Source organism: Actinoplanes sp. NPDC000266, assembly GCF_042899005.1.
Taxonomy (GTDB): Bacteria; Actinomycetota; Actinomycetes; order Mycobacteriales; family Micromonosporaceae; genus Actinoplanes.
This window is the reverse complement of sequence record NZ_JBIAZI010000024.1, coordinates 58890-71247: the sequence shown is the minus strand read 5'-3', so window position 1 is coordinate 71247 and position 12358 is coordinate 58890. Positions and strand designations below refer to the sequence as shown.

The 12358-nt window shown below is 70.3% G+C and carries 10 protein-coding genes; 4 read left to right on the top strand and 6 right to left on the bottom strand.

Going from position 1 to position 12358, the window contains the following annotated elements; all coding sequences use genetic code 11:
• Positions 1 to 90: 90 nt before the first annotated feature.
• The 3 genes from ACFY36_RS51005 to ACFY36_RS50995 are packed head-to-tail and all read right to left on the bottom strand — an operon-like array spanning position 91 to position 4839.
• Positions 91 to 711 carry an ABC transporter ATP-binding protein gene (locus ACFY36_RS51005; RefSeq protein ID WP_499753179.1) on the bottom strand — a complete coding sequence of 207 codons (621 nt, stop codon included), beginning with the start codon at positions 709 to 711 and terminating at the stop codon, positions 91 to 93.
• Between the two features lie 2 nt (positions 712 to 713).
• Positions 714 to 1535: an ATP-binding cassette domain-containing protein gene (locus tag ACFY36_RS51000; RefSeq protein WP_499753178.1), complete on the bottom strand. Its 822-nt coding sequence runs from the start codon at positions 1533 to 1535 to the stop codon at positions 714 to 716.
• The gene (locus tag ACFY36_RS50995; protein WP_499753177.1) at positions 1525 to 4839 is read right to left on the bottom strand and encodes an ABC transporter permease; all 3315 of its coding nucleotides are present in this window, start codon (positions 4837 to 4839) and stop codon (positions 1525 to 1527) included. The genes ACFY36_RS51000 and ACFY36_RS50995 overlap by 11 nt, the downstream gene beginning before the upstream one ends.
• A gap of 205 nt (positions 4840 to 5044) precedes the next feature.
• Here ACFY36_RS50995 and ACFY36_RS50990 point away from each other — a divergent pair, with 205 nt between their 5' ends.
• Genes ACFY36_RS50990 through ACFY36_RS50975 form a run of 4 tightly spaced genes read left to right on the top strand, consistent with a single transcriptional unit; the run spans position 5045 to position 9099 of the window.
• The gene (locus tag ACFY36_RS50990; protein WP_499753176.1) at positions 5045 to 6217 is read left to right on the top strand and encodes an aldose epimerase family protein; all 1173 of its coding nucleotides are present in this window, start codon (positions 5045 to 5047) and stop codon (positions 6215 to 6217) included.
• 50 nt (positions 6218 to 6267) lie between these two features.
• Positions 6268 to 7398: a sugar ABC transporter substrate-binding protein gene (locus ACFY36_RS50985; RefSeq protein ID WP_499753175.1), complete on the top strand. Its 1131-nt coding sequence runs from the start codon at positions 6268 to 6270 to the stop codon at positions 7396 to 7398.
• The gene (locus ACFY36_RS50980; RefSeq protein WP_499753174.1) at positions 7391 to 8359 is read left to right on the top strand and encodes an ABC transporter permease; all 969 of its coding nucleotides are present in this window, start codon (positions 7391 to 7393) and stop codon (positions 8357 to 8359) included. The genes ACFY36_RS50985 and ACFY36_RS50980 overlap by 8 nt, the downstream gene beginning before the upstream one ends.
• The gene (locus ACFY36_RS50975) at positions 8356 to 9099 is read left to right on the top strand and encodes an ATP-binding cassette domain-containing protein (RefSeq protein WP_499753173.1); all 744 of its coding nucleotides are present in this window, start codon (positions 8356 to 8358) and stop codon (positions 9097 to 9099) included. Before ACFY36_RS50980 ends, ACFY36_RS50975 begins: the two co-directional genes overlap by 4 nt.
• Here the strand turns inward: ACFY36_RS50975 and ACFY36_RS50970 are convergent.
• Genes ACFY36_RS50970 through ACFY36_RS50960 form a run of 3 tightly spaced genes read right to left on the bottom strand, consistent with a single transcriptional unit; the run spans position 9059 to position 12353 of the window.
• Positions 9059 to 9934, bottom strand: a complete 876-nt coding sequence (locus tag ACFY36_RS50970; RefSeq protein WP_499753172.1) for an alpha/beta hydrolase — start codon at positions 9932 to 9934, stop codon at positions 9059 to 9061. The two genes, ACFY36_RS50975 and ACFY36_RS50970, sit on opposite strands and share 41 nt — an antisense overlap.
• A complete protein-coding gene (locus ACFY36_RS50965; RefSeq protein ID WP_499753171.1) occupies positions 9931 to 11499 on the bottom strand; it encodes an alpha-amylase family glycosyl hydrolase in 1569 nt (522 codons plus the stop codon). Before ACFY36_RS50965 ends, ACFY36_RS50970 begins: the two co-directional genes overlap by 4 nt.
• 56 nt (positions 11500 to 11555) lie before the next feature.
• Positions 11556 to 12353 (bottom strand): SAM-dependent methyltransferase, encoded by a 798-nt coding sequence (locus ACFY36_RS50960; RefSeq protein ID WP_499753170.1) that lies wholly within the window; start codon positions 12351 to 12353, stop codon positions 11556 to 11558.
• Positions 12354 to 12358 lie beyond the last annotated feature (5 nt).

Below are 12358 nucleotides of genomic sequence, written 5' to 3'. Positions count from 1 at the left end.
CGATCCGCGGCCCTACGTGTGGACCAAAACCGCCGACCAGATCCTCGAATCCATCGCCCGCTACTGCACACGCATTAACGACTCACGACACTAGGTGGTGTCGACCCGGCCCGAACGGAGCCGGACGACGACGTCGGCCCCATCGATGACGCGCTGGTCGTGCGTGGCCACCAGGACCAGGGTGCCGGTCGTGGCGGCCTCGGACAGGGCGTCCAGAACCAGCTGGACGTGCTCGTCGTCCTGGTGGGCGGTGGGCTCGTCGAGGACGGCCACGGCCGGGCCGAGGATCAGGGCCCGGGCCAGGGCGGTGCGCTGCTGCTCGCCCAGGCTGGTGTCGCGGGCCGGGCGGTCGGCGATGGCGGTCAGGCCCAGGCGGTCGAGCACGGCGTGGTCGGCCGGGTGACCGCGGAGGCCGGCCGGGAGCAGCACGTTCTCGGCGACGGTCAGCGTGGGTTCGAGGGCGAGCCGCTGCGGGAGCAGGGAGACCGTGGCCCAGTCGGGCGCCGGGTGGGCGGGACGGCCGGCCACCATCACGCTTCCGCTGGTCGGGGTCATCACGCCGGCGATCAGGTGGCACAGCGTCGACTTGCCGGAGCCCGATCGGCCGGCCAGGACGGCCGTCCCTGCCGCGTCCAGCGTCAGGTCCACGCCGTCGAGCACGCGCGTGCCGGAGCGGGTGTGGCTCACCTCGCGCACTTCGATCAAAGGCACGGTCAGGCTCTTTCCGTACGGGGGTGGAGCTCCACGTGCCCGTCGACCAGGGAGACGACGACCCTTCCGCCGGGGAACAGCGGGAGCACCTCCTCGGGGAGCTGGATGCGGCCGAGGCCGTCGATGGCGGCGGTGTGGTCCTCGCCCGCGCTGTGCTCGCCGGAGAGGACGCCGTGACGCAGCCGCAGCACGGTGTCGGCGGCGGCGACGGCCCGGGCGTCGTGAGTGGCCAGGACGACGGCGCTGCCCTGATCGGCCCGGGCCCGCAGCAGGCGCAGCACCAGGGCGGCCGAGTCGTCGTCGAGCTCGGCGGTGGGCTCGTCGGCCACCAGCAGGGCGGGCGGGCCGACAGCGGCGGCGGCGACCGCGAGACGCTGCTGTTCGCCGCCGGAGAGGACGGCGGGCCGGGCGGTGGCCCGCTCGGTGAGGGCGACCTCGGACAGGGCGGCGTCCACGTCGATGTCGGCCCCGCGCAGTCGCGCCATCTGAACGATCTGGCCGCGGGCGTCCAGCTGGGGGAAGAGGCTGTGCGTGGGCCGCTGGGCGACCCAGCCGATCTCCCGCCGGCGCAGCCGGTGCAGGTCGCGGCGGGACAGCCCGGCGACGAGGCGGCCGCGGTGCCGCAGCTCGCCACCGGCCGGCCGTTCGCGCAGGGCGAGAACGGCCAGCAGGGTGGACTTGCCGCTGCCCGAGGGCCCGGTGATGGCGCTGATCCGCCCGCCGGTCACTGTCACGTCGACGCCGCGCAGCGCCTGGGTGGCCCCGGTGGGCGCGGCGTAGAGCTGAAGGAGCTCGCGTCCCTCCAGGAGAGGATCAGTCGTCACGGTAGGCGTCCTCCTCCGCGTGGAGCGAGCGCCCGCCGCTCACCCCGACGGCCAGAACCGACGCGACGACGGCCACGAGCGCGGTGATCAGCAGGGCCGGTCCGGGGATCTGGAAGGCGAAGCGCGGCAGCAGGCCGGGCTGATCGTCGAGCAGGCGCGGGCCCAGGGTGGCCAGGGCGGCCACGCCGCCGACGGCGGCGGCCAGGGCGACGGCGGTCAGCAGCACGAACTCGATGGCGCGGGCCCGGCGCACGCGGGCGGCGCCGAGGCCGACGCGGGCCAGCATGAGGTCGGCGGGCCGGCGGAGCGTGGCCGTGCGCTGAGCGTAGATGCAGAGCGTGAGCACGGCCAGCAACGCCAGGTAACCGGCAACGGCGAGCTGGTAGCCGCGGGCGCGGGAGGAGGCGACGTACGCGGGGTCCTGCCGCAGCTCGGCCGCGCTGTCGATGCGGGAGGGCTGGACCTGGACCGGAGCGGTGACCGCCTGGAGGGCGGGAACATCGGTGCCGTAGAGGTACGTCTGCGCGAACAACGGGTTGGGCTGCCGGTTCCGGGGCTTGAGGCGGGGGTCGTCGACGCCGAGACCGCCGAGGATCGGGTCGTGGGCGACGACGTACATCGGGCGGCCCTCCATGCCGGGGAAGGCCGGCACGCGGGCCGCGATGGTCAGATCGGCCACGGCGAACCCGATGTTGATCCGCACCGAGTCGATCTGACCGGTGGCCGGGTCGCCGACGGCGATGGCGCGGGGACGCCCATAAGCGTCGGCCGGCGCCCGCTCGATGACAGCGAGAGCGGCCCGGGCGGCGGCGAGGTCGGGCCCGCTCCCCCACAGAGCGACGTCACGGAACCGCGCCGGATCGACGATGAGCAGATCCTTCTGAACGGAGTCGATCGGCGTGTCGACATCGGTGCGCCAGACAACAGTGCTCCCTGGCGGCAGCACCGGCGAGTGCACGCCCGGAACGGGCCCTTCGAGACGGGGTTGGGTGGGATCCTCCTTCGGCACGGGGATCGCCGTGGGGTCGATCTCCCAGGAGCCCTCGATGGTGGCCACGGCTTCGGCCCCGGCCGCCACCGCAACCCGATCATCGGCCGCGACCTGGGTGGAGTCGACAGCCGCAAGCGCGAAGAGAAGCATGCCCAGCCCGGCGGTCATCACAAGCACGGCCAGCCGCCGTTCGGCACCGGCTTCCCCGAGCCGTCGCCGAGCCAGCCACAGCACTCCCCGCCCCGGCGACGAGGGCAGCCCATGGCCCGGACCACCCTCCCCCGGCCGAGCAGATGCACGCGAACCCTGCCCAGCTGACTGACCCCGCCCAGCTGACTGACTCCGCCCAGCTGACTGAGCCTGCCCAGCTGACTGAGCCCGCCCAGCTGGCTGAGCCCGCCCAGCTGGCTCAAGGGGCGCCTGCTCAGAGGGCTCAGCAGGTCTGGCAGGCGCAGGGGGCGCAGTCTGCTCGGCGGGATCAGCCTCCTCGGCCAGCCCCTCGGGCTCACCTGGCCTCACCGGCGTTATGGGTGCCAGGCGGGCAAAAGACACGCTGTCTCGCTCACCCGACAAAGCGGCCAAACCGCCGCTATCAGCCGGCGAAGTTGGTGAATAGGCGGTCTCTGAGGACAAAGCTTGAGAACTCGCGCCGCCGGACGGTCCGATGGAGAGGTGGACCGGTGAGGTCGGCGGGTCAGCCAATGAAGCGGACGCGCCGCCAGGCGAAGCGGACGGGCCCCCAGGCGAAGCAGGCGCGCCGGTCAGTGAGGCGAGAAGAGCGGGCGGCGACGACGGTGAGCGGGGCGGTGACGCCGGCGGGCGCAGCAGTGACGCTGGTAGGCGGGGGCGGCCGGCCAGCAAGCCGGGGAGCCAGCTTGCTACGCCGCCTATGGCTACCAGGACCAGCAAGGGCACGAGGAGATCTACGCCGCCTGAAGCGTCGCCGGCTCCGGCCAGGCCGGCGGCGGCGGTGAGGGCGACCAGCACCACCATGGTCGTCCAGGGGAGCTTGCGGCGTACGGTCACCGGTGGGGCCGGGCGCACTCGCCGGGACGCTGAGGCCGCTCCTACCCCGGCCACGGCCAGGACGCCGGTCAGGACCGCTGTCGCCGATGACGTGGCGGCCGGGGTGAACGACTCGGCCAGGCGGCCGGGCGGGCCCAGCCGGGCCACCAGCTGCCAGGCCGCCAGCCCGCCGAGCACTGTTCCGATCACCGCCGGCAGCAGGTGTTCGAGCAGCCACAAGCCGCCGATGCGGGCCGGGGCCATGCCCACCGCCACCGCGTGGCGGATCTCCCGGTCGCGGCGGCGGGCGCTCAGCAACGCCACCGCCAGCACCGAGGCCAGGCCGACACCGATGGCCGCCCACTCGACCGGGCGGGTCCGCTGCTCGACCGCGCTCGACGTGGCCCGGGCGTTGCTGGCGAGCTGGCCGATGCCGCTGGCGAACCGCATGCTGCGCGGGCTGTCCTGATCGAATTCGAGCCCGCTGGCGTACCCCCTCCGCAGGATCTCCACCTCGTCGGCCGTGCGCTGCGCCTCGGCCAGGGTCACGCCGGGGGTCAGGCCCGCCTCGGCCGCCCAGAAGATCTCGTCGCCGACCTCGAGGGCCAGCTTCTCGATCGTGGCCACGTCGCCGATCAGCAGGTAGGACGGCAGGGTCTCGTACTCGGTGTCGGGCGGGGTGTCGCCCTGCCGCAGCGTCCAGGCCGGACCGGCCGGCAGGCGCCCGCCCGCGTCGACCGCGTAGACGCCGTCGACGTTCGCCGTCGCGCTGCGCGACCGGCCAGACGTACCCACCGTGACTTTGACTGTGATCTTCTCGCCCGGCGTCACGCCCAGTGACGTCGCCATGGGTTGCGGGATCCATAGGCCGCCCCGCCCGTGCGCGGTGCCGTCGAGCTCGTCCGCGGGTGAGGTCACCGCGAAGAGGCGACCGCGCTCCGACACCCCGCGGAAGGACGCCGTCGATCCCCAGAACGTCGGCGCGACCAGTTCGGCCCCGATCGACCCTCCGGTGAGGTCGGGCTCGCTCAGGTGCGGGATCCCGCGCAGGTTGTCCAGGACCCGCTGATGATCGGCGCTGGCCCGCCCGACCGGGGCCGACAGCCGGACCACGGCCGCGTCGGACTGCCGGGCCGTGGGTGAGATCGCGTCGCGCCCGAGCTGGAAGGCGGCGTTGTCCGAGGCCTCGGCGAACATCGGCCCGGCCGCACCGGCGGCGCCGAGCACGAGGAAGGCGGCCGTGATCAACAGCGACCACGCCCGTTGCCGCACCCCTCCGAGAAGGGCCGCCCCCGTCAAACGATCCATGTTCACGTTAACCATTCGGCCGATCGGACGATTGGTGTCGATCTTTCAACCTGCTTACGGTCCGCAGCGTACTCGTATCCGGACCGCGCTCGGACCCCGAGCCGGCCCCGTCTGGGCCGATGGCCGGCCGTCCTCGGCATCGGCAAAGGCTTCGCACCGCCACGCCCGTGGCGGCGTGGCGTCACGCCCGAAGGAACGAGGCACCATGACAGCCACCGTCAAAATGCTCGTCCGCGCCGGGGCCGTAATGCTCCTCGGCGCCGGCCTCGGCCTGGCCGGGGCATCGTCGTCGCAGGCGGGCGGCAAGCCCACCATCAGCAAGGAGGCGTTCGGCAGCGTCGGGGGTAAAGCCGTCGACCGCTACACGCTGACCAATGGGGCTTTCCGGGTTCGCATCCTGACGTACGGCGGAATCCTGCAGACCGTGGAGACACCGGACCGCCACGGCCAGCTGACCAACGTCACGCTGGGATTCAAGACCCTCGACGAGTACGTCACCTCGAAGAACCCGGCGTACTTCGGCGCCCTGATCGGCCGGTACGGCAACCGGATCGCCAAGGGCCAGTTCACCCTCGACGGCAAGACGTACCAGCTCGCGATCAACAACGATCCGAACAGCCTGCACGGCGGCAACGTCGGTTTCGACAAGCGCGTCTGGAGCGCCACCCCCGTCACCGGCGGCAACAGCGTCGGGCTGCGCCTGACCTACGTGAGCCCGAACGGCGAGGAGAACTACCCGGGCACCCTGACCACCACCGTCACGTACACGATCACCCGTGACAAGGGCATCCGGATGGACTACCACGCGACCACCGACAAGGCCACGGTCGTCAACCTGACCAACCACGCCTACTGGAACCTCGGTGGCGAGGGCACCGGCACCATCGACGACCACAAGCTCCAGCTCAACGCGTCGCGCTACACGCCGGTCGACGCGACGCTGATCCCCACCGGCACGCTGGCCGCGGTGGCCGGCACGCCGATGGACTTCCGCAAGCCGACCGCGATCGGCGCGCGCAACCGCAGCAACTTCCAGCAGATCGTGTACGGCCGTGGATACGACCACAACTGGGTCCTCGACCGGCGCGACGACTCGTACCAGAAGCTGGAGACCGCGGCCAAGGTCAGCGACGCCGCGAGCGGCCGCACGCTGACGATCGTCACGACCGAGCCGGGCATCCAGTTCTACGGCGGCAACTTCCTCGACGGCACGCTCTACGGGACGAGCGGCCGGGCGTACCGCCAGGGTGACGGGCTGGCGCTGGAGACGCAGCACTTCCCCGACTCGCCCAACCACGCGAACTTCCCGTCGACCGTCCTGCGCCCCGGGCAGGTCCTGAGGTCGACCACGATCTACCAGTTCGGCACGTCCAGATAGCACCCGATCCGCCCGTGCCCGATCCGTCGGGCACGGGCATGGAGGCTGACATGTCCAAAGTTCATCCGAAGGTCGAGGAGGCCGTCGAGACCCTGGACCTCCCCGCGACGACACGCCGCCGGCTGCTCAAGGGCTCCGGGCTTTTCGGCGCCTCGCTCGCCGCCGGGGCGCTGCTCAGCGCGTGCAGCGACGACAAGGCCTCGGCTGCCGGCGCCATCGGCAACTTCCCCGAGACACCGAAGTGGAAGTTCACCTTCGTCAACCACGTGACCACCAACCCCTTCTTCACCCCGACGCAGTACGGGATGGAGGACGCGGCCACCCTGCTCGGTCTCGAGAAGCCGCAGTGGACGGGCTCGCAGAACTCGATCGTGGCCGAGATGGTGAACGCGACCAACACCGCGATCAGCGCCAAGGTCGACGGGCTGGCGATAGCGGTCGTCGACAAGGACGCGTTCAACGCCCCGGTCGACCAGGCCCTGGACGCGGGCATTCCGGTGGTGTCCTACAACGCCGACGGGGCACGCGGCGATCCGGGCACGAACCGTCTGGCGTACATCGGCCAAGGTCTTTACGAATCGGGTTATTCGCTCGGTCAGCGGGCGCTGCAGACGGTCGAGTCGGGCGACGTGGCGGCGTTCATCGCGACGCCGGGCGCGCTCAACATCCAGCCGCGGATCGACGGCTGCCAGCAGGCCTTCAAAGACTCGGGAAAGGCGATCACCTTCACCGCGGTGGCGACCAACGCCGATGTCACCAAAGGCCTTTCGATCATTGACGCGTACGCCGTGGGGCACGCCGATCTCAGCGGCATGCTCGCGGTCGACGCGGGATCGACGTCATCCGTCGGGCAGGTGGCGAAGAAATACAACATGCGGACGAAGAGCCTCAAGGTCGCCGGCGGGTTCGATCTGATTCCGGAGACCCTGACCGGCATCGCCGAGGGCAGCCTCGATTACACGATCGACCAACAGCCGTACCTCCAAGGCTTCTTGCCCGTCCTTTATCTGTACTTCTTCAAGATCTCCGGCGGATTGATGTCACCGAGCGAGACGAACACCGGCCTGCTGTTCGTCACGAAGGACAATGTCGGCCCCTATCAGACGACCAAGTCGAGGTACGAGGGTTCGACGACCGACAAGGTCCTCGTGCCCCGGTCCGGGCCGATCGCGCATGGCTAGATTCGCCGACGCTTTTCTACGCCGCCGCGAGGCGAGCGTGCTGCTGGTCGCCCTGGGGTTGATGGTCTACTTCCGGGCGGTCAGCGACGTCTTCCTGACCAAGGACAACCTGATCAACATCGCCCAGGCAACGGCGCCCACCGCGATCGTCGCGGTGGGCATCGTCCTGCTGCTGGTCAGCGGCGAGATCGACCTGTCGGTGGGCATCGTGGCGGCGTTCGCCCCGTTCCTGCTGCACTTCGCGATCGACTTCTACAACGTGCCGGCGTTTCTCGCGTTCGTGATCGCGCTGGCCATCGCGGCGTTCATCGGCCTGATCAACGGCCTGATCGTCACCAAGCTGCACGTGGCGTCGTTCGTGGTGACGCTCGGGACGTTCTTCGCGGTGCAGGGCCTGCTGCTGATCACCTCACACGCGTACCCCGTGCCGATTCCCGAATCGATGAAGGGCCGGTTCCAGACCTGGCTCGGCGCCGGCCCCTGGGCGTCGATCATCTGGGCGCTGATCATCGTGGCGATCTTCCACGTGGTCCTGACCCGCACCCGCTGGGGCCTGCACACGATCTCGGTCGGCGGCAACCCGGTCGGCGCCACCGAGGCCGGCATCCGGGCCTCCCGCATCAAGATCGGCAACTTCATGATCACGAGCGCGCTCGGCGGCCTGGTCGGCATCATGGAGGCGTCCCGCATCAACACGATCGACCCCAACATCGGCGGCGGCACCACACTGACCTTCTACGCCATCTCGGCCGCGGTCATCGGCGGCACCGCCCTGGCCGGCGGCTCGGGCACGGTGGCCGGCGCGTTCCTGGGCGCCCTGGTGCTGGCCGAACTCCAGAACGGCTTCAACCTGATCGGCTACAGCGCCAACACCATCTACCTGATCCTCGGCCTGGCCATCCTGGCCTCGATGATCGCCAACCAGTACCTGTCCCGCCTGCGGCGAGCGGGGAGAACATGACAAACGCGGCCCTGGAAGTCACCGGCATCGCCAAGCGTTTCGGCGCCCTGACCGCCCTGCGAGACGTCACCCTGCACGTGGACAAGGGCGAGGTCCTGGGTCTGATAGGCGACAACGGCGCCGGCAAGTCCACCCTGATCAAAATCCTCTGCGGCTATCACCGCCCCGACGCCGGCGACATTCTCGTCGACGGCACCCCCGTCACCTTCAAGAGCGTGGACCACGCCCGCTCCCTGGGCATCGACACGGTGTACCAGGACCTGGCCCTGGTCAACGAGCTGTCGGTCTACCACAACATGTTCCTCAACCGGGAGATCATCCGCTGGCCCCTGCTGAACAACCGCATCATGCGCCGCAAGGCCAGCGAGCACCTGAAGGACATGGGCGTCAACATCCCCGACGTGACGGTGGAGGTGGCCAAGCTGTCGGGAGGCCAGCGCCAGGCGATAGCCGTGGCCCGCTCGGTCTACTCGGACGCCCGGGTCCTGCTGCTGGACGAGCCGCTGGCCGCGATGGGCGCCAAGGAGGGCGCCCTGATCCTCGACCTGATCCGCGACCTGAAACGCCGGGGCTCGGTCTCGGTCATCATCATCGCCCACAACTACGCCCAGGTCCTGGACGTCTGCGACCGCGTCAACCTCCTGCAGCACGGCCGCATCACGTTCGACAAACGAGCCACCGACACGTCATTGGAGGAACTCACGGAACTGGTGGTCGCCGAATATCGCCGCCCCCGGTGACCGCGAACAGCCAGCGCAGCGCGTCCGGGAGGAGGACACCGGCATGGTTGGGGCTGTGCCCGCCGTCGCCAAGCACGAGCCGGAAGTCGTAGCCGGCCTCGGCCAGGGCGGCGGCGACGCGCAGATTGCCGGCGAGCCAGTTCCGCTCGGGCTCGTTCCAATGCAGATCGCGGTGGCCCGCCTGCATGAAGATCCGCAGCGGCCTACGGGGGACGCTGGGAATCAGGTCCGGATAGGGATTTCCGCCGGGCATCTGCACGAAGCTGGACAGGAAGCAGATCGCTCGCCGGAACCTGTCCGGGCGTTGCCATGCGACCGTGAAGGCGCCGTTGCCACCACTGCTGCCGCCGCAGATCCCCCACCGCTCGGGCTCGTCGGCGATCGCGTAGCGCTGGGTGACCTGAGGAATGATCTCGGTCAGCAGAAAGGTGGCCAAACGGTCGTCGAAGGCGTCGTACTCGATGTTGCGGTTCTTCGGATTCCGGCTGTCCGCGCGGACGCCGGGATCCACGAACAGTCCGATGGTGACCGGCAGGTCTCCGCTGTGGATCAGATTGTCCAGCACGATCGCGCCGCGGACCTCGCCGGAGGGATCGAGATACCACTGGCCGTCCAGGAAAACGATCAGGGACGCGGGCCGCGACCGGTCGTACCCCGCCGGAACGTGAACCCAGAACTTGCGCGACGTGCCCGGGTAGACAGCGCTGTCGTTCCACTCGAACTCGACCGTCCGGCCGGCCGGCACGTCCGCCCGGCGACGGGAATCGGGTCCGTGGGCGTAGCGGACATCGGCCTGGTCGAGGACGAGCGGACGGAACGGCACCTCGGCGGTCACGCTGGGCGCCGGAGCTCGAAGATGCCGTACCCGAAGCCCTGGACCTGGGTCTGCTCGACGCCCTGGCCCAGGAGCAGGTCGGCGGGCGGCATCTTCCACGGCGCGGGCTCCCGGCGCGGGTTCAGGACGACCAGGTGGGTGCCGCCCCGGACGTACGCCAAAGGGTATGTGTCGTTGAGGACCTCGGCGGTGTCGCGGGAGCGCAGGGCCGGCGTCTTCTTCCGCAGGGCGATCAGGTCGCGGACCAGCGCCAGCGTCTCGTTCGCCTCGGCCACCGTGGGGCGCCGCGGGTCGGGGTCGATCGGCAGGTAGAGCTTCGCCGGGTCGGCGGTGGAGAAACCCGCGTTCGGGGTGTCGTCCCACTGCATGGGGGTTCGGCAGCCCGCCCGGTTGTAGAGCGGGTTGCACACCGCGCCCTCCACATCGGGCATGTCCGGCAGGTAGCGCATGCCGATCTCGTCGCCGTAGTACAGGCAGGGGATGTTGCCCCACGTGAACAGGAACGTCAGGGCGGCGCCGAGCTGCTCGGCCGTGCGCGGGCCGCAGCAGAGACGGTCGAAGTCGTGGTCGGCGGTGCTCATGATGATCGGGCGCTGGGGGTCGGTGTCGCGGGCGGCGTCCCACGCGGTCAGGAACGTGTGGGTGCCGCCCTTGCCCTCGGCGTCGAAGAACGGGGCGCGCGGAGGCTGGAAAGGCAGGATGCCGGCGGCCTGGTTGTCGAAGAGGCTCGCGTGCTCCTCCTTGATCACCAGGAAGAAATCAGCGTCAAAGGCCAACTTCTTGCCTGTACGGGGTTCCACGCCCTCCGGAATCAGGATGGCATCCGGATATTCGGCCTCCATCCAGTCCCGGATCTCGCGCCAGATGTCGGTCGACGCCTTCACACCGGCCTCGATCCGGTAGTCCTTGACCAGCGAGAACGCCATGTCGACGCGGAAACCGGACACGCCCTTGGACAGCCAGAACTCGATGATGTCGCGCAGCGCCCGCCGGTTGCGCAACGGGCCGGGCGCTTCGACCGGGTCGCCGCCGTCGCCGTTGATCCAGCCGAAGTTCAGGGCGGGCTGCTCGTCGTAGAAGTTCTTCAGGTACCAGCCGGGGCGTGGGCCCGGCGACGGCACCCAGGCCGGAATGCCGGGAATGTCGACCGTCCAGCCCTCGGCCGGCGGCTCGGACCGCCAGATGTAACGGTCGCCCTCGGGGCTGGGGCCGTCGGCCGCCAGCTCCCGCTGGAACCACGGGTGCTCGATCGACGTGTGGCCGGCGACCAGGTCGAGGATGACCCGGATGCCGCGCCGGCCGGCCTCACGGACCAGCTCGATCATGTCGTCGTTGGTGCCGTAGCGGGGCGCGATCATCAGGTAGTCGGCGACGTCGTAGCCCGCGTCGACGAACGGCGAGGCGAAGCACGGGTTGAACCAGATCGCGTCCACGCCGAGCGACGCGATGTGGTCGAGCTTGCCGATGACGCCGCGCAGGTCACCGATCCCGTCACCGTTCGAGTCGGCGAACGACTGCGGGTAGATCTCGTACAGGACGGCGTCGGCCAGCCAGTTCTCGCGCATCACGCCAGGCTATGCCAGGCCCGGCGGGCTCGCGCGCGCTCTGGTCAGCACAGCCGTCAGGGCTTGCGGGCCACGCCTCCGAAGTGCGGCACGGGCTCGGCGGCCCCCTCACTCTCCGGCCGCCACAGCGAGCAGCTGACGACGCCGGGTTCGATCAGCTCGAGGCCGCCGAAGAGCGCCCGCACCCGCGCGGCGCTGCGCAGCACCATCTTGGCGGACGGCCCCTCGTTCCAGAACCGCAGCGCCTCCTCCATGGTCTCCCCGTTGATCTCGTTGGTCGGATGCGAGATCGCCAGGTAGCTGCCGGACGGCACCGCGTCGGCGAGCCGGGCCACGACCGCGGCCGCCTCGCCGTCGTCGGGGATGAAGTTCAGAATGCCGAGCATCGTGATCGCCACGGGCTGACCGAGGTCGAGCGTCCGCCGCGCCCCGGCGATGATCGCGCCGGGCTCCCGCAGATCGGCCTGAAGGTAGTCGGTGGCGCCCCGCGGATCGCTGGTCAGCAGCACCTGAGCGTGCGCGAGCACGAGCGGGTCGTTGTCCACGTAGACGACGCGGCTCTCCGGGGTGACCCGCTGCGCGACCTCATGCGTGTTGCCGGCCGTCGGAATCCCCGTGCCGACATCGAGGAACTGCCGGATGCCGGCCTCACCGGCCAGCCACCGCACCACGCGCCCGAGATAGGCCCGATCGGCCCGGGCCGACGCCACCATCTCCGGCACCATGGCCAGGATCTGATCGGCCACCGCCCGGTCGGCAGCGAAGTTTTCCTTGCCACCCAGCCAGTAGTTCCACAGCCGCGCCGAGTGCGGCACACCGGTGTCGAGGTTCCCCGCTCCATCCACATCGGACATGGCGG